The following is a 22,271-nucleotide window of genomic DNA, read 5'->3' on the forward strand; positions in this document are numbered from 1 at the left end:
CGCTCCCTCAATCCTGCGAGACCACCACGCTCAACGCCCACGGTCCCCGCAACTCCCATCGATCACGGGTGTTGCGAGGACCGTTAGAACCCAAGCCCGGGCAGGGCCTCTTCGCGTTCCGGTCAGCCCAGTTCGAGGCTGCGCAGCACCAGTCCGGTGGCCGGCTTGGGTCCGAACGAGGTGGACTTGCGGGGCATCGTGACCCCCTGCTCGGCGAGCCGGCGGACCACGCCCTCGTCGACCGGGTGGAGCAGCACGGCAGTCCCTCCGGTGCGCGCGGCCTCCCGCTCGGCGGCCGCGGCGGCGTGCAGGTAGCCGATGTCGTCGGGCCCGTCCGGCACTCGCCAGACGTGCTCCAGCAGCGTGGAGTGCAGCACCGTGGCGTCCAGACGCCGCCACTCCTCGGGCCGGTCCTTGGGCACGGTGGCGTCGAGCAGCGCGTCGTCGGGGCCGGTCAGCAGGTGGTAGACGGAGTCGCCGGCGGTGAGCAGGAAGGCGTTGCCGCCGGCCGCCTTGGCCTCGGTCAGCGCGGCCAGCGCCTGCTCCAGCGGGCCGCGCAGCTCGCGCAGCGTCCAGCCGCCCTCGTCCAGGGCGGCCAGTGCCTGCTCCAACGGGAGCCGGTAGAGCACCCGGTGGATGGCCCGCACCCGCAGCGGGTAGCGGGCGGTGTCCACCAGCAGCACCATGCCCCGGTCCCAGGGACTGAACGGCAGGTGCCGGTGCTCGCGCTGGAGCCGCAGGTACATCTCCCATCGGTGGTGGCCGTCGGCGATCAGCGCGCGGCAGGTGGCCAGGTCGCGGGTCACCTCCGCCAGCTCGGCCGGGTCGGTGACGGCCCACAGGCGGTGGTGGGTGCCGTCGCTGGTGGTCGTGGTGAGCAGCGGCTCGCCCTGCACTGTCCGCTCGATCACCCCGGCCGCGCCGCCGCCACCGCGGTAGGTGAGCAGCAGCGGTTCCAGGTTGGCCCGGGTGGTGCGCATCAGTCCGACCCGGTCGGCGACCGGGCGCGGCATGACGTCCTCGTGCGGCAGCACCACGCCGCCCTCGCGTCCGCTGACCGCGAGCGCGCCGATCAGGCCGCGCTGCAGCAGCTCACCGGTGGGGCCGTCGTCGCGGGCGCGCTGCTCGTAGACGTACAGCGCCGGCTGCGGGTCGGGTGCCAGGACGCCCTCGCGCAGCCACTTCTTCAGCAGGCGCGCGGCGTGCCGGTAGCGGGTGTCGCGGTCGGGACGCTCGCCGGTGTCCTCGGGTTCGGGACGCGGGAGGATCAGCCGGACCACGTTGTGCGGGTCGGCGGTCTCCAGTCCGAGCCTCCGATGGGGGTCCACCACGTCGTACGGCGGCGACGTGACGGCAGCCAGCGTGCCGACGCGCTCGGGGACGTACCGCAGGCCGCGGAAGGGTGACAGGGACAGCCCTGCGGCGGCGACGCGCCCGGGATCGCCGGGGCCGCCGGGCGAAGTCTTGGCTCCGCTTTCTGCACTGGGTGCACTCATTCTGGGCATGGTAATCGGGAAGTGGTTGTTCCGAGATCTTGTTGCAGGATGCCGCAGTCGGAGGGGTGTCGGCAGGGACGGCGAAGTCCGAGTGGGAGCGAGGCGAGGCATGAGCGAGGGACAGGGGCAGGGGCAGGGGCAGGGGCAGGCGGCCGGTGGCGCGGGTGAGCGCCAGCCGGTAGCGGGAGGCGGCGCGGGCGAGCCGCAGGGAGACGTCTACGAGTGGTTCCGGCGCGGGCAGCAGCTGCTGGCCGCCGGGCATCCGGCCGCCGCGGAGCAGCTGCTGGCGCGGGCGGTGGCGGCCGAGCCGGAGTCCAAGAGCATCCGGGAGGCGCTGGCCCGGGCGCAGTACGACGCGGGCTCCTACGCGGGGGCGGTGGAGAACTTCCGGGCGGTGGCGCAGGCCGATCCGTCCGACGACTACGCTCAGTTCGGCTGGGGGATCGCGGCGGCGCGACTGGGCGACTTCGAGACCTCGGTCAAGCATCTGGCGCTCGCGGTGGCCATGCGGCCGGAGGCCGACCACTACCGCGCGGCGCTGCGGCAGACCAGGGCGACGCTGGCGGCCCGGGCCGGTGCGTACGGTCCGCTGCAGCCGGGCGCGCCGGGCTACGTTCCGGCGCAGGCCGAGTCCGCCGAGGACGCCGGGCCGCTGCCCGGCGCCACCGACGAGTCGATTGACGAGGAAGATCAGGCATGACGGACACGCAGGTCCCCGCACACAGTGACCGCCCGCTGGTGGAGGCGTACGACACGGCACTGCTCGATCTGGACGGCGTCGTCTACGCCGGCGCGGACGCGATCGAGCACGCCGTCGACTCGCTGGCGACGGCCCGCGCGGAGGGCATGCGGCTCGCGTACGTGACCAACAACGCCTCCCGTCCGCCCCGGGTGGTCGCCGAGCACCTCACCGAGCTGGGGGTCCCGGCCGAGCCCGGCGACGTGATCAACTCGGCGCAGGCGGCCGCCCGGCTGGTCGCCGAGAAGGTGCCGGCCGGCGCGAAGGTGCTGGTCATCGGCGGCGCCGGGCTGGTCGAGGCGCTGGCCGAGCACGGCCTGGTGGCGGTCGGCTCGCTGACGGAGGGGCCGGCGGCCGTGGTCCAGGGCTTCGACCCGTCGGTGGGCTGGGCGCAGCTGGCGGAGGCCGCCTACGCGGTGGCCTCCGGGCTGCCCTGGGTGGCGTCCAACACCGACCTGTCCATCCCTACCGCGCGCGGCATCGCCCCCGGCAACGGCACGCTGGTGGCCGCCGTCCGGGCCGCGACCGGCGCCGAGCCGGAGGTGGCCGGGAAGCCGCTGCCGCCGATGCACCGCGAGACGGTGCTGCGCACCGGCGCCAAGCGGCCGCTGGTGGTCGGCGACCGTCTGGACACCGACATCGAGGGCGCCTACAACGGCGGCGTGGACAGCCTGCTGGTCTTCACCGGGGTCTGCACGCCCGCCGACCTGCTGGCCGCCCCGGTCAAGCACCGGCCCAGCTACCTGGCCGCCGACCTGCGCGGGCTGCTGGAGGCGCACCCGGCGGTCGAGCAGCTGCCCGGCGGAGCGTTCCGCTGCCGCGGGCGGCAGGCCGAGGTCGTGGACGGCGAGCTGCGACTGACCGGTGCGGGCGACCGCTACGACGGCCTGCGGGCGCTGTGCGCGGCGGCGTGGGCCGCACTCGACCGGGACGGTCGGGCGGCGGACGGGCGCAAGGCGCTGGCGGAGCTGGACTTCTAGCGACGCCTCGCGTCAGAGCAGGGTGCGCAGTCGGAGCAGATCGCGGAAGCCCGCCTCCAGCCTGACCCGTCCGGTCGCCCAGGCGGAGGCGAAGTTCAGTCGTCCGCCGACCAGGGCCACCAGGTCGTCGCTGCTCATCGCGAGCCGGATCTCGGCCCGTTCGGTCGGAGCGCCGGGCGCCTCGGCGAGACCCTGGATCCGGCCGCCGCTCAGGGTGCCGGTGAAGGTCAGGTCGAGGTCGGTGATCCGGCAGCTGAGCGTGCGGTCCAGGGCGGCGGCCTGGGCGACGTTGCCGTTGGCACGGGCGAGGTTGCGGCTGAGCTGTTCCAGCGCTGTGCGGCACTCGTCGGTGTCGGCCATCGTCCCGGTACTCCCTGTTCCTGCGGTCTGCTGCCGCCACGCTACCGTCTGCCGGGCCGCCCACGGGGTGGCCGTTGGTGCAGCGCGGGGGTCGGGAGAGGGGGTAGCGTCGTCCGCAGGCACCGACGGCACGGAGGAGGCACCTCGATGCGGGACACGCTGCGGGAGTACGTGGAGGTCGCGGCCGGGCTGGCGGAGGAGGCCGGAAAGCGCGTGGTGGGGACCGCGGCCGGGTTGCTGGAGCGGGCCGGCATCGACCTGGAGGCCGCCGAGCGGACGGTCACGGAGCAGCTGCCGCCGTCCGTGAAGTCGCTCCAGACGCTGGTCGAGGAGCTGGCGACGGCCGGGCGGACCGGTCTCGACCTGGCGGTGGGCCTGGCCCGTGCCGAGGCGGGGAAGGCCTTCGAGCGGGCGGGGCGGCTCGGCGACCAGGTGGTGAAGGTCGGCGTGGTGCTGTCCTACCTGGAGGAGAAGCTGCGCGACCTCGCGGGCGAGGAGGCGCCGCAGCCGGCGCCGAGCGCCCGGCGCGAGCCGCCCGCGGCGCGGGCCGAGGGCCTGTTCGGCGAGGACTGGCGGCCGGAGGAGGAGTCGGCCGAGGACCGCGAGCCCGAGCCGGAGCGCGAGGCCGCCCGGGAGGCTACAGCGGCTCGGCGGGCTGCGCCGGTGCGGCAGTCGGCGCCGGCGGCGGCGGCGAAGCGGGCGAGTGCGAAGAAGGCGGTGCCCAAGGCGCCGGCGAAGAAGGCCGCCCCGGCGGAGGCCGAGCCCGCCGCGGCGAAGAAGCCGGCCGCGGCCAAGAAGCCCGCGGCGGCCAGGACCACCGCGAAGAACACCACCGCGAAGAAGGCCGCCCCCGCCAGGAAGGCCCCGGCTCCCCGCAAGGAGAAGGATGTCTGACCTCCCGCCCGGGCTCGAACCCGAGCCGCTCGGCGTGCCGGTGCGCGCCACCGGCCACCCGCCCGTCGACGCGGCCCTTGCGCGGCTGGCCGCCGTGGACGGGGTGCCGACCACCGAGCACGCCGCCGTGTACGAAGATGTCCATCGGAGCCTGACGGACGCGCTCAGCGCGCTCGACCGGCCCGAGGACGAGCCGTAGCCCGCAGGAGCGCGGCAGAGCACAGCACGACATAGGAGCTGAACCCCCCGTGGCAGTGGCACGACGCCGACTCGACGCAGAGCTGGTCCGCCGCAATCTGGCGCGCTCCCGCGAGCACGCCAGCGAGCTGATCGCAGCCGGTCGGGTGAGCGTCGGCGGCGCCACCGCGACCAAGCCCGCCACCCAGGTGGAGACCTCCGCCGCCGTCGTCGTCGCCAAGGACGAGAACGACCCCGACTACGTCTCGCGCGGCGGCCACAAGCTGGCCGGTGCGTTCGCGGCTTTCGCGCCGCAGGGGCTGCGGGTCGAGGGCCGCCGGGCGCTCGACGCGGGCGCCTCCACCGGCGGTTTCACCGACGTGCTGCTGCGCTCCGGGGCCGCGCACGTGCTGGCGGTGGACGTCGGCTACGGCCAGCTCGCCTGGTCGCTTCAGAGCGACGAGCGGGTCACCGTGATGGACCGCACCAATGTGCGCGAACTCACCCTGGAGCAGATCGGCGGACAGCCGGTCGACCTGGTGGTCGGCGACCTCTCCTTCATCTCGCTCGGCCTGGTGCTGCCGGCGCTGGCGGGCTGCGCGGGCCCGGATGCCGACCTGGTCCTGATGGTCAAGCCGCAGTTCGAGATCGGCAAGGAGCGCCTGGGCAGCGGCGGGGTGGTCCGCAGTCCGCAGCTGCGGGCCGAGATGGTCTGTCAGGTGGCGGCCCGGGCCTGGGAGTTGGGACTGGGAGTTCGTGCCGTAACGGCCAGCCCGCTGCCGGGTCCTTCGGGTAATGTCGAGTACTTCCTGTGGCTTCGGCGCGATGCTCCACAGCTCGATCCGGCCGAGGCGGACCGGGCCGTCGCCGAAGGCCCCAGCTAGGCTGCCTGCCGGTGCGTCGAACACCGGCCACGCCGAGCGGTGGCCGCCACCGGGCCAAGGGCGACCCGGCAGACGTGAGGGAGAGGGCATTGAGCGAGGGACGTACGGTCTTCCTGATCGCGCACACCGGTCGGGAGGCCGCGCTGCGCAGCGTCGAGCAGCTGGTCCAGGGCCTGCTGAAGGCCGGGATCAGGATCAGACTGCTGGCCGCCGAGGCCGTGGACCTCGACCTGCCCGAGGGCGTCGAGACCGTCCAGGCCGGGCACGGCGCGGCGGACGGCTGCGAGCTGATCCTGGTGGCGGGCGGCGACGGCACGCTGCTGCGCGGCGCCGAGCTGTCCCGGGACACCGGCCTGCCGATGCTGGGCATCAACCTGGGCCGGGTCGGCTTCCTGGCCGAGGCCGAGCGGGACGACCTCGCCGTCGTGGTGGAGCGCGTGGTGGACGGCGCGTACGAGGTCGAGGAGCGGATGACCCTCGACGTCCTGGTGCGCACCAACGGCGACGTGGTGCACGAGGACTGGGCGCTCAACGAGGCGTCGGTGGAGAAGGCCGCCCGCGAGCGGATGCTGGAGGTGGTGACCGAGGTGGACGGCCGGCCGGTCTCCAACTTCGGCTGCGACGGCGTGGTGCTCTCCACGCCCACCGGCTCGACGGCGTACGCGTTCTCCGGTGGCGGGCCGGTGGTCTGGCCGGAGGTGGAGGCGCTGCTGATGGTGCCGATCAGCGCGCACGCGCTCTTCGCCCGCCCACTGGTGACCTCGCCGAACTCGGTGCTGGCCGTCGAGGTGCAGCCCAAGACCCCGCACGGGGTGCTCTGGTGCGACGGGCGGCGCTCGTTCGAACTGCCGGCCGGCGCCCGGGTGGAGGTCCGCCGGGGGAAGATCCCGGTGCGTCTGGCGCGCCTGCACCGGGCGCCGTTCACCGACCGGTTGGTGGCCAAGTTCGCGCTCCCGGTGACGGGGTGGCGCGGGCGCGCGGGCAACTGCTAGCTCGTTAGATCGCCAGCGGCTGGGCCCCGGTGCCGGCCGACCAGCGCCCGCTGCGGGCGACGGCGGCGGCCGTGGCCAGCCGCTCCACCGCCTCGGCGGCGCTCGCGGCCGGCACGGTCAGCGGGATCCGGACGAACGCCTCGAAGGCGCCGTCCACCCCGAACCGCGATCCGGCCGCGATCCGCACCCCCGCGCGGTCGCCGGCCTCGGCCAGCGCGGTGCCGGACAGGCCGTCGGTCTCCAGCCAGAGCGTCAGCCCGCCGACCGGGTCGGCGAACCGCCAGCGCGGCAACCGCTCGCGCAGCGCCGCCGACAGGGCGGCCGCGCTCGCCCGCAGCCGGGCCAGCTGGACGGCCCGTACCTCGTCGAGCCGTTCGCCGACCAGCGAGGCGACGATCAGCTGGTCGATCACCGGGGTGCCGACGTCGCTGAAGACCCGCTCGGCGGCGAGCCGGCGCACCAGGGCCGGCGCCGCCCGGATCCAGCCGACCCGCAGCCCGCCCCAGAACAGCTTGCTCGCCGACCCGACCGTCACCACCTGGGCGGCCCGGTCCAGGCCCGCCATCGGCCGGGGGAGCTCGGCGGTGCCCCAGCCGAGCTCCGCCATCGTCTCGTCCACCAGCACCACCGTGCCGGCCGTCCGGGCGCTCGCCAGCAGCTCGCGGCGCTGGTCCTCGGCGATCAGCGCGCCGGTCGGGTTGTGGAAGTCGGGGATGACGTACGCCAGGCGCGGCGCGGCCTCCTGGAGCACCCGGCGCCACTGCGGCAGGTCCCAGCAGGGCAGCCGCTCGGGGCCGCCGGGCCGGGCGTGCGGCACCGGGACCAGCCGGGCGCCGGCGAGTTGCAGCGAGCGCAGGGTGTGCCCGTAGCTGGGCGCCTCGACCGCGACCCGGTCGCCTCGCCCCACCAGCGCCCGTTGCAGCAGGTGCAGGGCCCCCATCGCGCCGGTGGTGACCAGGATCTGGTCCGGGGTGGTGGGCAGCCCGCGCTCGCTGTAGCGGCGGGCCAGGGCCTCGCGCAGCACCGGCACGCCGGTCGGGTAGTGGCCGTGCCCGGTGGCGTACGCGGGCAGCTGCTCGACGGCCCGGGCGGCGGCCTCGCCGAGGTACGGCTGGAGGGCCGGCAGCGAGGCGACCCCCAGGTCGAGGAGTCGGCCCTGCTCGTCCGGCGGGACGGGCTGCAGCGCGTCGCCGGGCGGGCTGCTGCCCTCGGGCAGCGCCGTCCAGCTGCCCGAGCCGCGTCGGCTGTGCAGGTAGCCCTGCGAGCGCAGGGTGTCGTAGGCGGCGGCGACGGTGGTGCGGCTGAGCGAGAGGGTGCCGGCCAGTTCGCGCTCGGCGGGCAGCCGGCTGCCGACCGGGAGGCGGCCGTCGGCGACCAGCACCCGGATCTGTCCGGCCAGCTCGCGGTAGGCCGGGCGGTGGCCGTTGGGCTCGGGCAGCCGCGCGGTGCGCAGCAGCCGGGCGAGGGCGGGCGGGGCGACGGTGCTGTGCCAGTCGGCCATGGCGATCAGTCCACCTGACGTCGATTGGACCTGGAAGTGGCTCTTCCGGACTGCCCATGATGGCAGAGCGGCCACCCCTGGTCCCCCCGTTCAAGGAGCCCCTCCATGGCGACGCTCGCCCCTGCCCTCACCCGTCCCGGACGAGCGCTCGGCCGCCGCGTGCCGCAGCTGCTGGCGGGCCTGGCGCTCTACGGCGTCGGGCTGGGCCTGATGGTGCGGGCCGCGCTCGGCCTCAGCCCGTGGGGCGTGCTGCACCAGGGCCTGGCGCGGCACCTGGGGCTGAGCATCGGCGCCTGGACGACCCTCACCGGCGCCGCCGTCCTGCTGCTCTGGCTGCCGCTGCGCGAGCGGCCGGGCGTCGGCACGGTGGCCAACGTGCTGGTCCTGGGCCTGGCCACGGACCTCACCCTCGACCTGGTCCCGGTCCAGCACGCACTGGCGGTCCGGATCCTGCTGCTGCCGGCCAGCATCCTGGTCAACGGCCTGGCCACCGGTCTGTACATCGGCGCCCGGCTCGGCCCGGGACCGCGCGACGGACTGATGACGGGTCTGCACCGGCGGACCGGCTGGTCGGTGCGGGTGATCCGGACCGGTCTCGAACTCGCCGCGCTGGCCGGCGGCATCGCGCTCGGCGGCGGCGCGGGGGTGGGCACGGTGCTCTACGCCGTCGCGATCGGACCGCTCGCACAGATCTCGCTGCGCTGGTGCACGGTTGTCCTGCCGGAGGCCCGGAACTGATGAACTTGGCCCCGCCGGGCAGCCACTCGTCGCGCGGTGGGGGTGGGGTCTCGTATGGTCGTCTCCGTGTTGGACGAGATGCGGATACGGGATCTTGGCGTCATCGACGACGCGGTGGTGGAGCTGGCACCCGGCTTCACCGTCGTGACCGGCGAGACCGGCGCGGGCAAGACCATGGTGGTGACCAGCCTCGGTCTGCTGCTCGGGGGCCGGGCCGACCCGGCGCTGGTTCGCGGGGGAGCGGCCCGGGCGGTGGTCGAGGGGCGCCTGACGCTGCCCGCGGGCTCCCCGGCGGCGGTCCGCGCGCTGGAGGCCGGCGCCGAGCTGGAGGACGGCGAGCTGCTGATCAGCCGGACGGTCTCCGCCGAGGGGCGCTCGCGGGCGCACGTCGGCGGGCGGTCGGTGCCGGTGAGCCTCCTCGCCGAACTCGGCGAGGAGCTGATCGCCGTGCACGGCCAGACCGACCAGCAGCGCCTGCTGCGGCCCTCGCGGCAGCGCGCCGCGCTGGACCGCTACGCGGGGGAGGCGGTGAGCGAGCCGCTGGCCCGCTACCGGGCCGTGCACCGGCGCCTGCGCGAGGTCTCGACCACCCTGGAGGAGCTGACCACCCGGGCCCGTGAGCGCGCCCAGGAGGCCGATCTGCTGCGTTTCGGCCTGGACGAGATCGCCGCCGCCGAGCCGGTGGCCGGCGAGGAGATCGAGCTCGCCGCCGAGGCCGAGCGGCTCGGCCACGCCGACGCGCTCTCCTCCGCCGCCGCGCTGGCGCACGGCGCGCTGGCCGGCGACCAGCTCGACCCGGACTCGCTGGACGCGGGCACCCTGCTGGGCCAGGCCCGGCGCGCGCTGGACGGCGTCCGCGGGCACGACGAGCGCCTGGCGGCGCTGGCCGACCGGCTCACCGAGGTGGGCTACCTGCTGGCCGACGTGGCCGGCGACCTCGCGCTGTACGCCGACGACCTGGACGCCGACCCGGTCCGGCTGGCCGCCGTCGAGGAGCGCCGCGCGGTGCTGGCCCAACTGCTGCGCAAGTACGGATCGGTGGAGGGGGGAACGGCTGAGGTGATCGGCTGGGCCGAGGCCTCCGCCACCCGGCTCGCCGAACTCGACGGGGACGACGAGCGGATCGACCAGCTGGGCGCCGAGGAGACCGCGCTGCGCGCCGAGTTGGCGCTGCTCGCGGCCGAGGTCTCGGCTGCCCGGCACGCCGCCGCCGGCCGCTTCGCCCAGGCCGTCTCGGCCGAACTCACCGAGCTGGCCATGCCGCACGCCCGGGTGACCTTCGAGATCACCCGGCTCGACGACCCGGCCGGCCTGGACCTGGACGGCCGCACGGTGGCCTACGGCTCGCACGGCGTCGACGAGGTGGAGGTGCTGCTCGCCCCGCACCCGGGCGCGTCGCCGCGTCCGATCGCCAAGGGCGCCTCGGGCGGTGAACTCTCCCGGGTGATGCTCGCGGTCGAGGTGGTCTTCGCGGGTGCCGACCCGGTGCCCACCTACCTCTTCGACGAGGTGGACGCCGGGGTCGGCGGCAAGGCGGCGGTCGAGATCGGCCGCCGGCTGGCGAAGCTGGCGCAGAGCGCCCAGGTCGTGGTGGTCACCCACCTGCCGCAGGTGGCGGCCTTCGCGGACCGGCACCTGGTGGTCGAGAAGACCAACGACGGCACGGTCACCCGCAGCGGCGTCAAGACCCTGGACGACGCGCAGCGGGTGCGTGAGCTGTCCCGGATGCTGGCCGGTCTGGAGGACTCCGAGCTGGGCCGTGCGCATGCCGAGGAGCTGCTCGCCGCCGCGCGGGCGCCGCGGCACCCGTAGCGGTTGTCCCGGTGGTCCCCGTTGTGCCGACTGTCCAAGAGGCCCGGGGACCTGGCATCGTGGCGGTCGGACCCTGGATTTCCGGTCCCGAGCGTCGACGGCGGGCGATCCCCGGCGCGGCGCCCGTTCAGAGACGAAGTCGGAGCGAGACGACGTGGACCATTCCACCGCCCGGAGCACGGCGGCCGGCCCTGAGCCGGGCCAACTGCACGTGGTGCTGGTGCTGGCCGCCGGCAGCGGCGGGATCGGCGCGCATGTGCGCTCCCTGGCCCAGGGGCTGACCGCGCACGGTGTCAAGGTCACGGTCTGCGCACCGGCCGACTCCGATGCGCGGTTCGGCTTCTCCCGCACCGGCGCGGTCTTCCATCCGGTGGAGATCACCGCGACGGCCGGCGCCCGCAGCGACGCCACCGCGATCGGCGAGCTGCGCCGGGCCTTCACCGGCGCCGGGCTGGTGCACGCGCACGGCCTGCGGGCCGCGCTGCTGGCCGACCTGGCGCTGCGCACCGCGGGCCGCCTGCCGGGCCTGCGGCCCGAGACGCCGCTGGTGGTGACCTCCCATCACGCGCTGCTCGCCACCGGTCTGGAGCGCCGTCTCCAGCGGCTGATGGAGCGCAGGGTGGCCCGGGCGGCCGACCTGGTGCTCGGCGCCTCCTCCGACCTGGTGGCCCGGGCCCGCGAGCTGGGGGCCACCGACGCCCGGCTCGGACCGGTGGCGGCCCCGCCGTTCGCCCCCGGCGGCCTGGACCGGACGGCGGCCCGGGCCGCCCTGTTGGGCGAGGAGGATCCGGACCGTCCGCTCGTCCTGGCCGTCGGCCGGCTGGTCCCGCACAAGGGCTTCGGGCACCTGCTGGACGCCTCGCGCGAGCTGCCGGGGAAGGCGCTGGTGCTGATCGCGGGCGACGGGCCGCAGGGCCCCGAGCTGCGCGCGCGGGCCGCCGCCGAGAAGCTCCCGGTCGTGCTGCTCGGCCACCGCACCGACGTGCCCGACCTGCTGGCCGCCGCCGACGTGATGGTGATCAGCAGCCGCTGGGAGGCCCGCTCGCTGGTGGCCCAGGAGGCGCTGCGGGCGGGCGTCCCGCTGGTGGCGACGGCGGTCGGCGGGATCCCCGAGCTGGTCGGGGACGCCGCCGTGCTGGTGCCCGGCGGCGACCCGGTCGCGCTCGGTTCGGCCGTCAGCGCCCTGCTGGCCGACCCGGAGCGCCGCGCGGCACTGGCGGCGGCCGGCCCCGTCCAGGCCGAGACCTGGCCGGACGAGGCCGCCACCGTGGCGCAGGTGCTCAGCACCTACGACGAGCTGGTGCAGCGCACGCGGTAGCCCGCTAGACGCGAGCCGACTGGGTCGACTGGGCCGCCTGCGGCGAGAGGTAGGCCGCGCCGCAGGCGGTCAGCCGCAGGGCGGTGTCGATCAGCGGCACGTGGCTGAACGCCTGCGGGAAGTTGCCGACCTGGCGCTTGAGCCGCGGGTCCCACTCCTCCGCGAGCAGGCCGACGTCGTTGCGCAGCGCGAGCAGCTTCTCGAACAGCTCGCGCGCCTCGGCGACCCGGCCGATCATCGCCAGGTCGTCCGCCAGCCAGAACGAGCAGGCCAGGAAGGCCCCTTCGTGCCCGGACAGCCCGTCCACGTTGTTGCCGTGGTCGTCGTGGGTGGGGTAGCGCAGCACGAAGCCGTCCTCCGTGGACAGTTCGCGCTGGATCGCCTCGATGGTGCCGATCACCCGCTTGTCGTCCGGCGGCAGGAAGCCGACCTGCGGGATCAGCAGCAGTGAGGCGTCCAGCTCGGTGCCGCCGTAGTACTGGGTGAAGGTGTTGCGCCCGGGGTCGTAGCCCTTCTCGCAGACGTCGGCGTGGATCTCGTCGCGCAGCGCGCGCCAGCGGTCCAGCGGGCCCTCGGCCGGGGTCTGCTCGATCAGCTTGATGGTGCGGTCCACCGCGACCCAGGCCATCACCTTGGAGTGCACGAAGTGCCGGCGCGGCCCGCGGACCTCCCAGATGCCCTCGTCGGGGGCCTTCCAGTGCTCCTCCAGGTAGCTGATCAGCCGCAGTTGGAGCAGGTGGGCGTGGTCGTTGCGGGAGAGCCCGGTCATCTGGGCCAGGTAGAGCGCCTCGACGACCTCGCCGTAGACGTCCAGTTGGAGCTGGCCGGCCGCGCCGTTGCCGACCCGCACCGGGGCCGAGCCCTCGTAGCCCGGCAGCCAGTCCAGGGTGGACTCGGTGAGTTCGCGCTGGCCGGTGATGGAGTACATGATCTGCAGGTTCTCCGGGTCGCCGGCAACCGCGCGCAGCAGCCACTCGCGCCAGGCCCGGGCCTCCTCGCGGTAGCCGGTGCGCAGCAGCGAGGAGAGCGTGATGGCGGCGTCGCGCAGCCAGGTGTAGCGGTAGTCCCAGTTGCGCTCGCCGCCGATGTCCTCGGGCAGCGAGGTGGTGGGGGCCGCGACGATGCCGCCGGTGGGGGCGTAGGTGAGCGCCTTGAGGGTGATCAGCGAGCGGACCACGGCCTCCTGGTAGGGGCCCTGGTAGGTGCACTGGCCGACCCAGTCCTGCCAGAACTCCTCGGTCAGCGCGAGCGAGGCCTCCGGGTCGGGGGCCTCCGGCGGCGGCAGGTGGGAGGCCTGCCAGGTGAGCGCGAAGGCGATCCGCTCGCCGGCCTCGACGGTGAAGTCGGCGTAGGTGGTCAGGTCGCGTCCGTAGGTCTCGGACTCGCCGTCCAGCCAGACCGAGTCGGGCCCGGAGACCGCGACCGTGCGGTGCCCGCCGTCCGGCTGCTCCACCCGGTGCACCCAGGGGACGATCCGGCCGTAGCTGAAGCGCATCCGCAGCGCCGAGCGCATCCGGACCCGGCCGTTCAGGCCCTCCACGATGCGGATCATCTGCGGCACCGGGGCCTGGTCGCCGAGGTGGCGCGGCGGCATGAAGTCGATCACCCGGACGCTGCCGCGCGGGGTGTCCCACTCCTGCTCCAGGATCAGCGTGTCGCCCCGGTAGCGGCGCCGGTCGGCCGGCACGGCGGGGGCGGCTGCGCTGATCGGGGGAGTCTTCAGTTCACCCGTATCGGTGAACGGCGCCCGCGGCGCCGGGGCGACGGTGACCGGGCCGGCGGGCGCCGCTTCGGCGGGGCCGATCCGCCAGAAGCCGTGTTCATCGGTGCCCAGCAGGCCGGCGAAGACGGCGGGGGAGTCGAATCGGGGCAGGCAGAGCCAGTCCACGGCCCCGTCTCTGCTGACCAGGGCGGCGGTCTGCATGTCCCCGATGAGTGCGTAGTCCTCGATACGGCCGGCCACGTGCATCTCCAGTTCGCGGTAGTGCTCGGCGGTCGCACGACGGAGCGAGAGCGTGACGCGGGGCCGGGGGGTGGGCGCGAGCCTGGGCGTGGGGATCGAACGGGTGGAGCGGGGGTCCGGTCGCGCATCGGGGACGGAGAGGCGTCGTCCCGACCCCTCGTCCTCGGCTGGCTCTGCTGTCGGCGATGCGTCCGTGCAGGATACGACGAGGTGGGTGGGCGAAGCACCCGGAAACGATCTCGTACCGCCGTCTGCCCGGGCTGCGGGCCGAAAAGTAGTCAGGTCCGCGCTGCGGCCTGGTCTGTCCCGGGTCCCCGGGATGATCAGTACGGGCCATCCGCACCTGATCACCACAGCCCCCCGACAGGGCCCGCCGACCACCCGTCCGGCGCACCGCGGGGACGTCCGAACGCGTGCGGTCCAGCTCGCTGATACCCTGGTATCCCGTGGACTGGTGGGATCAACCGCCCCGGACCTGCCGACTGACGACCCCGCCTCGCGGCCTCTCGTCCCGTCGGCGCGGCCGCGCCACCAGCGTCATCCTCGACACGCGACCCACGGGAGCCCCCTCTTGGCACAGCCCCATTCCGGCAAGGCGACGAACAGCCGCGCCGTGACGACCAAGCACCTCTTCGTCACCGGGGGTGTCGCCTCTTCACTCGGCAAGGGCCTCACCGCCTCCAGCCTCGGTGCCCTGCTCAAGGCCCGTGGCCTGCGCGTGACGATGCAGAAGCTCGACCCGTACCTGAACGTGGACCCGGGCACCATGAACCCGTTCCAGCACGGCGAGGTGTTCGTCACCGACGACGGCGCCGAGACCGACCTGGACGTCGGCCACTACGAGCGCTTCCTGGACACCAACCTGCACGGCTCGGCGAACGTCACCACCGGCCAGGTGTACTCGACGGTCATCGCCAAGGAGCGCCGCGGCGAGTACCTGGGCGACACCGTCCAGGTGATCCCGCACATCACCAACGAGATCAAGTCGCGGATCCGCCGGATGGCGACCGACGACGTCGACGTGGTGATCACCGAGGTCGGCGGCACGGTCGGCGACATCGAGTCGCTGCCGTTCCTGGAGGCGGTCCGCCAGGTCCGCCACGAGGTCGGCCGGGACAACGTCTTCTTCGTGCACGTCTCGCTGCTGCCCTACATCGGCCCCTCGGGCGAGCTGAAGACCAAGCCCACCCAGCACTCGGTGGCCGCCCTGCGCAGTATCGGCATCCAGCCGGACGCGATCGTGCTGCGCGCCGACCGCGAGGTCCCGCAGGCCATCAAGCGCAAGATCTCGCTGATGTGCGACGTGGACGAGGAGGCCGTGGTCGCGGCCATCGACGCCAAGTCGATCTACGACATCCCCAAGGTGCTGCACGGTGAGGGTCTGGACGCGTACGTGGTGCGCCGCCTGGACCTGCCGTTCCGCGACGTGGACTGGACCACCTGGGACGACCTGCTGCGCCGGGTGCACGAGCCCCAGCACATCGTCAAGGTCGCCCTGGTCGGCAAGTACATCGACCTCCCCGACGCCTACCTCTCGGTCACCGAGGCGCTGCGCGCCGGCGGCTTCGCCAACAACGCGCGGGTCGAGATCAAGTGGGTCACCTCGGACGACTGCGAGACGCCCGAGGGTGCGCAGGCGCAGCTGGGCGACGTGGACGCGATCTGCATCCCGGGCGGCTTCGGCGACCGCGGGGTGACCGGCAAGGTCGCTGCGATCACCTTCGCCCGCGAGAACAAGGTGCCGCTGCTGGGGCTGTGCCTGGGCCTTCAGTGCGTGGTCATCGAGGCCGCCCGCAACCTGGCCGGTATGCCGGAGGCGAACTCCACCGAGTTCGAGCCGACCGCCAAGTACCCGGTCATCTCCACCATGGCCGAGCAGCTGGCGATCGTGGACGGCAAGGGCGACCTGGGCGGCACGATGCGCCTGGGCCTCTACCCGGCCAAGCTCGCCGAGGGCTCGATCGTGCGCGAGGTCTACGCCGGCGAGCAGTACGTCGAGGAGCGCCACCGCCACCGCTACGAGGTGAACAACGCCTACCGCGCGGACCTGGAGAAGACCGGCCTGCAGTTCTCCGGCCTCTCGCCCAAGGGCGACCTCGTCGAGTACGTCGAGTACCCGCGCGAGGTGCACCCCTACCTGGTGGCCACCCAGGCGCACCCGGAGCTGAAGTCGCGTCCGACCCGCCCGCACCCGCTCTTCGCGGGCCTGGTGGCGGCCGCGATCAAGATCAAGACCGGCGGCGAGTAGCCTTCGGCACCGACAGACGGCGGCCGCGCGGATCCTCGCGCGGCCGCCGTCTGTCGTAGGTTGAGGTCGAGGTCCACGACCAAGGGGAGAGCACGATGTCGGACGTCCAGTTGCAGATCAGTGACCAGGCCGAGGAGTGGCGGGTGCTGTCCTCGCACACCCCGTTCCAGGGCCGGGTGACGGGGGTGCGCACCGACGAGGTCGAGATGCCGGACGGCTCGGTGGCCCGCCGCGACTACCAGACCCACCCCGGCTCGGTCAGCGTGCTGGCGCTGGACGGGGAGCAGCGGGTGCTGCTGGTGCGCCAGTACCGCCACCCGGTGCGCCAGCGGCTCTGGGAGCTGCCGGCCGGGCTGCTCGACGTGCCCGGCGAGAACCCGCTGCACGCCGCCCAGCGCGAGCTGTACGAGGAGGCGCACTGCAAGGCGGGGGAGTGGAAGGTGCTGGTCGACTTCTACACCTCGCCCGGCGGGACGGACGAGGCGCTGCGGCTCTTCCTGGCCACCGACCTGGCCGACTCCGAGGAGGAGCGCTACGCGGCGCACGGCGAGGAGCTGGAGATCGAGGTGGCCCGGGTGCCGCTGGAGCAGCTGGTCGCCCGGGTGCTGGCCGGCGAGCTGCACAACCCGACCCTGGTCACCGGCGCCCTGGCGCTGCACGCGGCGCTCACCGGCCCGGGCCTGGAAGCGCTGCGCCCGGCCGGCTCGCCCTGGCCCGCGCGGCCGTTCACGAACTGACGGACCGCAACTGATCCACTGGAGTGATTTGCCGGTTGGTAGTACCGCAACGTCCACTCCGCACGGCGCCCGTGTCGAACTACGCTTCGCAGACGGACCTGGGAACAGGTCGGTCCGCGAACGCTTGGTCAGGAGTGGCGCACGTGGCGAGGAAGACGGCGACGATGGACGCACGGCCGGCTCCCGCCGATCCGGCGGACCGGCTCCCGCGCGGTGCGGAGCCGTTCACCGGACGGCGGGCCGAGCTCGCCGCGCTGAGCGCCCAGGCGGGTCGCCCCGCCGAGTCCGGCTGCTGCCGGCTGCTGGTGATCGCCGGCCGGCCCGGCTCCGGCCGCACCGCGCTGGCGCTGCGCTTCGCCCGCGCGCACCCCGCGGGCCACGAGATGCTCTTCGCCCGGCTCAGCGCCCCCGACGGGACGGCGCTGGAGAGCGGCGCGGTCGCCCGCCGGCTGCTCGACCGCCTGGGTCTGGCCGGGTCCGGCGCCGCGCTGCCGGCGGACGGCGCCGAGGATCCCGCCTGCGCGCGGCTGCGCACCGCGCTCACCGGCCGCGACACCCTGCTCGTGCTGGACGGCGTGGTGGACGCCGCCCAGCTCGGCCCGCTGCTGCCCGAGGAGCCGCGCTGCCTGGTAGTGGCTGTCACCGCGGGCCCGCTCACCGGGCTCGCCGACCGCTTCCGCGTCGACCCGGTGATCCTGCGCGGTCTGGAGGAGGGCGCCGCCGTCGAGCTGCTGACCGGGGTGGTCGGCGGGACCAGGGTCAGCTGCGATCCGGTCGGCGCGGTGGAGCTGGCCGAGGCCTGCGCGGGCCGTCCGGCGCCGCTGCGGCTGATGGCCGGCTGGCTGCGCGACCGGCCGAAGGCGGCCGTCCCGGACGCGGTGGCCGCACTCAAGGAGGCCGGCGCCGAGGGCGACGGCGGCGATCCGCTGGCGGCGGCGCTGACCCTGCGCTACCGCGCGCTGCCGATGGCCCAGGCCCGGATGCTGCGGATGCTGACGCTGGCCCCCGGCCGGCGCGCGGACCTGCGCACGGCCTCCGCCCTGGTCGGCTGCCCCGCACCGGAGGCGGCCGCCATCCTGCACGCGCTGGCCGGCTGCGAGCTGCTGGACGAGGAGCCGGCCGGCGCCGACGGCACCCCGCGCTACCGGGTCCCGGGCCGGCTCTACGAGCGGCTGGCCGCGCTGCGCGAGGATCGGGACCGGCCGGCCGAGGTGCAGCTGGCCCGGGCCAGGCTGCTGGAGCGGCTGGTGCGGCTGGTGGACTCGGCCCGCGCCCTGCTGGAACCCGCCCGCCCGGCGGCCGCCGAGCCGCTGCCCGGGCCGCTGCGGCTGCGCACGGCCGAGCACGCCCGGCAGTGGCTGCTGGGCGAGCGCGAGCTGCTGCTGGGAGCGGTCGAGGACGCGATCGGACAGGCCGATCTGGACGGTTCGGCGGGGCGGCTGGTCAGCGCCCTGCTGCGGACGCTGCCGCTCACCGGCGAGGCGGCCCCGGCCGACCTCTACCAGCTGCACGCCCTGGTGCTGCGGATGGCCGAGCGGCACGGTTCACCGCGCCGGGCCGCCGCCGCGCTGCTCAACCTCGCGGACCTGCAGGCCGACGCCGGGCACTGGGAGGCCGCCGCGCTGCGCTACCGGGACGCGCTGGACCGCTCCCGCGAGCCGCTGGACGAGCAGGCCGCCGCCCGGGCGCTGGAGGGTGCGGCCGAGTGCTACCGGGCGCTGGGCGATCCGGTCCGGGCCGCGGACTGGTTCGGCCGGGCGCTGGCGCTGCGGCAGGGCCTGGGCGAGAGCGCCGGGCAGGCCCGGGTGCTGGCCAGGACGGCGGAGGCGCATGCGGCCCAGCGCCGCTTCGACGAGGCGGGCCGGGAGTACCGGGCGGCGCTGGCACTGCTGCGCAGGCTGGGGGACGAGCGCGGAATCCGGGCGGTGTCGGCGGCCCTGGAGAACCTTCGGGAGTGAGATCTCCCGGCAGGCTTGCGAGCTATGGGAGATTTGCCCGTTCTGAGGCGTTTTAGTAGGAAGACCCAGATGCAAGCCTACGAATCTGCCAATGCCTTCGGTGGATTTATTCACTTTGGAAGGCTGACGGATCGCCTGGGCTTCATTACACTCGACCTTAGTCGCGCAGTGCAGCGTGCCCCGGCCCTGCCGGAGGCCTGTCCACGCGTGCACCCGCCGGTCTTCCCCCGGTTGGGACTCCCATGGCAAGAGGGACGTGTTTAACCGTGACCAAGGTCGGCATCCCCCGCGAGGTCAAGAACCACGAGTACCGCGTGGCCATCACGCCCGCCGGCGTGCATGAGCTGGTCCGCAACGGGCACGAGGTCTACATCGAGGACAACGCCGGTCTCGGCTCCTCGATCCCCAACGAGGAGTACGTGGCCGCCGGTGCCACCATTCTCGGCACCGCTGACGAGGTCTGGGCCACGGCCGACCTGCTGCTGAAGGTCAAGGAGCCGATCGCGCAGGAGTACCACCGCCTGCGCAAGGGCCAGACGCTCTTCACCTACCTCCACCTGGCCGCGGACCGCGCCGGCACCGACGCGCTGGTCGCCTCCGGCACCACCGCGATCGCGTACGAGACCGTGCAGCTCGGCAACGGCGCCCTGCCGCTGCTCGCCCCGATGTCCGAGGTCGCGGGCCGGCTGGCCCCGCAGGTCGGCTCGTACCACCTGATGCGCCCGGCCGGCGGCCGCGGCACCCTGCCCGGCGGCGTGCCCGGCACCCACCCGGCCAAGTGCGTGGTCATCGGCGGCGGCGTCTCCGGCTGGCACGCGGCGACCATCGCGATCGGCATGGGCTACGACGTCACGCTGCTCGACCGCGACATCAACAAGCTGCGCGAGGCCGACAAGATCTTCGGCAACAAGATCAAGGCCATCGCCTCCAACTCCTTCGAGCTGGAGAAGGCCGTGCTGGAGGCCGACCTGGTGATCGGCGCCGTGCTGATCCCGGGTGCCAAGGCCCCCAAGCTGGTCACCAACGAGCTGGTCTCGCGGATGAAGCCGGGCTCGGTGCTCGTCGACATCGCGATCGACCAGGGCGGTTGCTTCGAGGACTCGCGGGCCACCACGCACGCCGAGCCGACCTTCGAGGTCCACAACTCGGTCTTCTACTGCGTGGCGAACATGCCGGGCGCCGTCCCGAACACCTCCACCTACGCGCTGACCAACGCCACGCTGCCCTACATCGTGGAGCTGGCCAACCGTGGCTGGAAGGAGGCGCTGCGCCGCGACGCCGCGCTGGCCAAGGGCCTGAACGTGCACGAGGGTCAGATCACCTACGGTGCTGTCGCCGAGGCGTTCGGCCTGCCGGCCATCTCCCTGGAGAACGTGCTGGCCTGACGCTCCGCCAGCCCTGTCGCAAGCCCCTGGACGGTCTTCGCCGGTCAGGGGCTTCGGCATGGGCCGACGCGGCCGTCAATGCTCTGTCGATCGAGTCACCCGCCGTCCCCCGCCCACCCTCCGGGGAGGGTGACCCGACCTCGAAACGGTGCCGCTGCAACGCCGTCCAACCCTTGACAGCGGCCGGTCCGATACCCGACACATCCTGCCCACTACCGTGGATTGTGTTGCTGCGAACGCCCGGAACGGCCTAGAGTCGCAAATCGTCGGCATGGTGTCAGGCTGACGAATCGACATAATGCCCTGGATGCCCAAGGAGGTAAGACGACTTGTGAATGAGTCGACATTTGCTCCCGGGGGTGGTCAGCCAGGACTGGCAGAGCACACCACCGGACAGCCGACCGACGACACCGGGGCCGCATACACCACCGTCGGCGCCACCGAGATCGGCACGGTTGCCGTCCGGACGTTCGAAGCCCGGCAGGCCGCGGCCGCCGGCTACGACTCCGACCTGTCCGCCCACGGTCTTGCCTACGGCGAGTTCGCCTACGGCTCCCACGATGACCCGGACGCCGAGTACGAACCAGACCCGGAGTACGCCGCGACCCTGGCCCCTGACGCAGCCCGTCAGCGACGTGAACGGGTCGGCCCCACCGGCCGACCGCTGCCCTACTTCCCGATCCCCGCACCGCTGGCCGAGCACGGTCCGGCGCGGATCGTCGCGATGTGCAACCAGAAGGGCGGCGTCGGCAAGACCACGTCGACCATCAACCTGGGTGCCGCGCTGGCCGAGTACGGCCGACGGGTCCTGCTGGTCGACTTCGACCCGCAGGGCGCGCTCTCGGTCGGCCTCGGGGTCAACCCGATGGAACTGGACGTCACCGTCTACAACCTGCTCATGGAGCGGGGCCTGACGGCCGACGAGGTGCTGCTGAAGACCGCCGTGCCGGGCATGGACCTGCTGCCCTCCAACATCGACCTGTCGGCCGCCGAGGTGCAGCTGGTCAGCGAGGTGGCCCGGGAGTCCGCGCTGGCGCGCGCCCTGAAGCCGCTGCTGCCCGACTACGACTTCGTCATCATCGACTGCCAGCCCTCGCTGGGCCTGCTGACGGTCAATGCCCTGACGGCGGCTCACAGCGTCATCGTGCCGCTGGAGTGCGAGTTCTTCGCGCTGCGCGGGGTGGCGCTGCTCACCGAGACGATCGAGAAGGTCTGCGAGCGGCTCAACCCCGAGCTGCGCCTGGACGGCATCCTGGCCACCATGTACGACTCCCGGACGGTGCACAGCCGCGAGGTGCTCGCGCGGGTCGTCGAGGCGTTCGGCGAGCACGTCTTCCACACCGTCATCGGCCGTACCGTGCGGTTCCCGGAGACCACCGTCGCCGGCGAGCCGATCACCACGTACGCGACCAACTCGGTGGGCGCAGCCGCCTACCGCCAGCTCGCCAGGGAGGTGCTCGAACGGTGCCGCCCCGTCGAGTGAGTCTCCCGGGGGCCGACGAACTGTTCCGCACCACCGGGGGGATGGCGCTGTCGCCCTCCCTCGCCCGCTCCTCCGTGGAAGCGGCGGACGGTGCGAAGCAGCCTGACGCTCCCTCGGCTGACGCACCGGCAGGGCGGGTACCGGTGGACCGGGCGCAGGCCGCCCGTACGCCGGGCGGCGCCGGGAGCGGCTCCGGCGCGGCGGGGACCGGTACGGCGGCCGGCGGTGGCGCGGGGGCGTCGCTCGGCCGTCCGGGGTCCTCGGGGCGCCCGGCGGTGACGATCGCGCCGCAGTCGGCCGGCCCGGGCTCCGGCCCGGGCTCCGACGAGCAGGGTGCGGCCGGCGACGGCGGCGCCCGGCGGCGCCCGCGCGGGCGTGCGCCCCGCCGTCCCAGCGGGCGGGAGCGGCACGACGAGAAGATCACCGTGTACGTCTCCGCCGAGGAGCTGATGGACCTGGAGCACGCCCGCCTGGTGCTGCGCGGCGAGCACGGCCTCGCGGTGGACCGCGGCCGGGTGGTCCGGGAGGCCATCGCGGTGGTGCTGGCCGATCTGGAGCAGCGCGGCGAGGCCAGCATCCTGGTGCGGCGCCTCCGGGGTCGCTGAG

Annotated in this window: 19 protein-coding genes; 15 read left to right on the top strand and 4 right to left on the bottom strand. The window is 74.2% G+C overall.

Annotation, left to right across the window (positions count from 1 at the left end):
• Positions 1 to 122 precede the first annotated feature (122 nt).
• A complete protein-coding gene (locus P3T37_RS17255; RefSeq protein ID WP_280724567.1) occupies positions 123 to 1,496 on the bottom strand; it encodes a DUF1015 domain-containing protein in 1,374 nt (457 codons plus the stop codon).
• A gap of 109 nt (positions 1,497 to 1,605) precedes the next feature.
• On the opposite strand from P3T37_RS17255, the gene P3T37_RS17260 reads away from it, so the two are divergent.
• Both P3T37_RS17260 and P3T37_RS17265 read left to right on the top strand, forming a co-directional pair.
• Complete coding sequence (locus P3T37_RS17260) at positions 1,606 to 2,196, top strand: tetratricopeptide repeat protein (RefSeq protein ID WP_280724568.1); 591 nt, start codon at positions 1,606 to 1,608, stop codon at positions 2,194 to 2,196.
• Positions 2,193 to 3,215: an HAD-IIA family hydrolase gene (locus tag P3T37_RS17265; RefSeq protein ID WP_280724569.1), complete on the top strand. Its 1,023-nt coding sequence runs from the start codon at positions 2,193 to 2,195 to the stop codon at positions 3,213 to 3,215. Before P3T37_RS17260 ends, P3T37_RS17265 begins: the two co-directional genes overlap by 4 nt.
• 12 nt (positions 3,216 to 3,227) lie before the next feature.
• Here the strand turns inward: P3T37_RS17265 and P3T37_RS17270 are convergent, their stop codons facing one another.
• Positions 3,228 to 3,575 carry an SCP2 sterol-binding domain-containing protein gene (locus P3T37_RS17270; RefSeq protein ID WP_280724570.1) on the bottom strand — a complete coding sequence of 116 codons (348 nt, stop codon included), beginning with the start codon at positions 3,573 to 3,575 and terminating at the stop codon, positions 3,228 to 3,230.
• A gap of 147 nt (positions 3,576 to 3,722) precedes the next feature.
• Here P3T37_RS17270 and P3T37_RS17275 point away from each other — a divergent pair, with 147 nt between their 5' ends.
• From P3T37_RS17275 to P3T37_RS17290, 4 genes are all read left to right on the top strand, one after another.
• Positions 3,723 to 4,469, top strand: coding sequence for a histone (locus tag P3T37_RS17275; RefSeq protein WP_280724571.1), 747 nt, complete (start codon positions 3,723 to 3,725; stop codon positions 4,467 to 4,469).
• On the top strand, positions 4,462 to 4,668 hold the full coding sequence (locus P3T37_RS17280; protein ID WP_280724572.1) for a hypothetical protein: 207 nt from the start codon (positions 4,462 to 4,464) through the stop codon (positions 4,666 to 4,668). The genes P3T37_RS17275 and P3T37_RS17280 overlap by 8 nt, the downstream gene beginning before the upstream one ends.
• Positions 4,669 to 4,723: 55 nt before the next feature.
• The gene (locus tag P3T37_RS17285; protein WP_280724777.1) at positions 4,724 to 5,530 is read left to right on the top strand and encodes a TlyA family RNA methyltransferase; all 807 of its coding nucleotides are present in this window, start codon (positions 4,724 to 4,726) and stop codon (positions 5,528 to 5,530) included.
• An 89-nt stretch (positions 5,531 to 5,619) separates the two neighbouring features.
• Complete coding sequence (locus P3T37_RS17290) at positions 5,620 to 6,522, top strand: NAD kinase (RefSeq protein ID WP_280724573.1); 903 nt, start codon at positions 5,620 to 5,622, stop codon at positions 6,520 to 6,522.
• A gap of 4 nt (positions 6,523 to 6,526) precedes the next feature.
• Here P3T37_RS17290 and P3T37_RS17295 read toward each other — a convergent pair whose 3' ends face one another.
• Complete coding sequence (locus P3T37_RS17295) at positions 6,527 to 8,023, bottom strand: PLP-dependent aminotransferase family protein (protein ID WP_280724574.1); 1,497 nt, start codon at positions 8,021 to 8,023, stop codon at positions 6,527 to 6,529.
• Between the two features lie 105 nt (positions 8,024 to 8,128).
• Between P3T37_RS17295 and P3T37_RS17300 the strand changes: the two genes are divergently transcribed.
• The 3 genes from P3T37_RS17300 to P3T37_RS17310 all read left to right on the top strand — a co-directional run bounded on the left by P3T37_RS17300 (position 8,129) and on the right by P3T37_RS17310 (position 11,891).
• Positions 8,129 to 8,761 carry a hypothetical protein gene (locus P3T37_RS17300; RefSeq protein WP_280724575.1) on the top strand — a complete coding sequence of 211 codons (633 nt, stop codon included), beginning with the start codon at positions 8,129 to 8,131 and terminating at the stop codon, positions 8,759 to 8,761.
• A 54-nt stretch (positions 8,762 to 8,815) separates the two neighbouring features.
• Positions 8,816 to 10,573: a DNA repair protein RecN gene (gene recN / locus P3T37_RS17305; RefSeq protein WP_280724576.1), complete on the top strand. Its 1,758-nt coding sequence runs from the start codon at positions 8,816 to 8,818 to the stop codon at positions 10,571 to 10,573.
• Between the two features lie 154 nt (positions 10,574 to 10,727).
• Positions 10,728 to 11,891 carry a glycosyltransferase family 4 protein gene (locus P3T37_RS17310; RefSeq protein ID WP_280724577.1) on the top strand — a complete coding sequence of 388 codons (1,164 nt, stop codon included), beginning with the start codon at positions 10,728 to 10,730 and terminating at the stop codon, positions 11,889 to 11,891.
• Between the two features lie 4 nt (positions 11,892 to 11,895).
• Here P3T37_RS17310 and P3T37_RS17315 read toward each other — a convergent pair whose 3' ends face one another.
• A complete protein-coding gene (locus P3T37_RS17315) occupies positions 11,896 to 13,854 on the bottom strand; it encodes a glycoside hydrolase family 15 protein (protein WP_280724578.1) in 1,959 nt (652 codons plus the stop codon).
• Positions 13,855 to 14,467: 613 nt separating this feature from the next.
• On the opposite strand from P3T37_RS17315, the gene P3T37_RS17320 reads away from it, so the two are divergent.
• The 6 genes from P3T37_RS17320 (at position 14,468) to P3T37_RS17345 (ending at position 22,270) form a co-directional block, all read left to right on the top strand.
• Positions 14,468 to 16,102 carry a CTP synthase gene (locus P3T37_RS17320; RefSeq protein WP_280724778.1) on the top strand — a complete coding sequence of 545 codons (1,635 nt, stop codon included), beginning with the start codon at positions 14,468 to 14,470 and terminating at the stop codon, positions 16,100 to 16,102.
• A gap of 95 nt (positions 16,103 to 16,197) precedes the next feature.
• Positions 16,198 to 16,839: an NUDIX hydrolase gene (locus tag P3T37_RS17325; protein ID WP_280724579.1), complete on the top strand. Its 642-nt coding sequence runs from the start codon at positions 16,198 to 16,200 to the stop codon at positions 16,837 to 16,839.
• 143 nt (positions 16,840 to 16,982) lie between these two features.
• Positions 16,983 to 18,797 (top strand): AAA family ATPase, encoded by a 1,815-nt coding sequence (locus P3T37_RS17330; protein WP_280724580.1) that lies wholly within the window; start codon positions 16,983 to 16,985, stop codon positions 18,795 to 18,797.
• Between the two features lie 242 nt (positions 18,798 to 19,039).
• On the top strand, positions 19,040 to 20,182 hold the full coding sequence (ald, locus tag P3T37_RS17335; protein ID WP_280724581.1) for an alanine dehydrogenase: 1,143 nt from the start codon (positions 19,040 to 19,042) through the stop codon (positions 20,180 to 20,182).
• Positions 20,183 to 20,513: 331 nt separating this feature from the next.
• Positions 20,514 to 21,665 (top strand): ParA family protein, encoded by a 1,152-nt coding sequence (locus tag P3T37_RS17340; protein WP_035794465.1) that lies wholly within the window; start codon positions 20,514 to 20,516, stop codon positions 21,663 to 21,665.
• Positions 21,662 to 22,270, top strand: coding sequence for a hypothetical protein (locus tag P3T37_RS17345; protein ID WP_280724582.1), 609 nt, complete (start codon positions 21,662 to 21,664; stop codon positions 22,268 to 22,270). Before P3T37_RS17340 ends, P3T37_RS17345 begins: the two co-directional genes overlap by 4 nt.
• Position 22,271 lies beyond the last annotated feature (1 nt).

The sequence above is a fragment of the Kitasatospora sp. MAA4 genome, assembly GCF_029893355.1.
In the GTDB taxonomy this organism is placed as follows: domain Bacteria; phylum Actinomycetota; class Actinomycetes; order Streptomycetales; family Streptomycetaceae; genus Kitasatospora.

Excerpts from the sequence above, each read along its gene's own strand:
- ald (WP_280724581.1), top strand. The coding sequence starts at position 19,040 with ATGGCAAGAGGGACGTGTTTAACCGTGACCAAGGTCGGCATCCCCCGC.
- P3T37_RS17300 (WP_280724575.1), top strand. The coding sequence starts at position 8,129 with ATGGCGACGCTCGCCCCTGCCCTCACCCGTCCCGGACGAGCGCTCGGC.
- P3T37_RS17270 (WP_280724570.1), bottom strand. The coding sequence starts at position 3,575 with ATGGCCGACACCGACGAGTGCCGCACAGCGCTGGAACAGCTCAGCCGC.
- P3T37_RS17275 (WP_280724571.1), top strand. The coding sequence starts at position 3,723 with ATGCGGGACACGCTGCGGGAGTACGTGGAGGTCGCGGCCGGGCTGGCG.
- recN (WP_280724576.1), top strand. The coding sequence starts at position 8,816 with ATGGTCGTCTCCGTGTTGGACGAGATGCGGATACGGGATCTTGGCGTC.
- P3T37_RS17325 (WP_280724579.1), top strand. The coding sequence starts at position 16,198 with ATGTCGGACGTCCAGTTGCAGATCAGTGACCAGGCCGAGGAGTGGCGG.
- P3T37_RS17260 (WP_280724568.1), top strand. The coding sequence starts at position 1,606 with ATGAGCGAGGGACAGGGGCAGGGGCAGGGGCAGGGGCAGGCGGCCGGT.
- P3T37_RS17255 (WP_280724567.1), bottom strand. The coding sequence starts at position 1,496 with ATGAGTGCACCCAGTGCAGAAAGCGGAGCCAAGACTTCGCCCGGCGGC.
- P3T37_RS17280 (WP_280724572.1), top strand. The coding sequence starts at position 4,462 with ATGTCTGACCTCCCGCCCGGGCTCGAACCCGAGCCGCTCGGCGTGCCG.
- P3T37_RS17265 (WP_280724569.1), top strand. The coding sequence starts at position 2,193 with ATGACGGACACGCAGGTCCCCGCACACAGTGACCGCCCGCTGGTGGAG.
- P3T37_RS17295 (WP_280724574.1), bottom strand. The coding sequence starts at position 8,023 with ATGGCCGACTGGCACAGCACCGTCGCCCCGCCCGCCCTCGCCCGGCTG.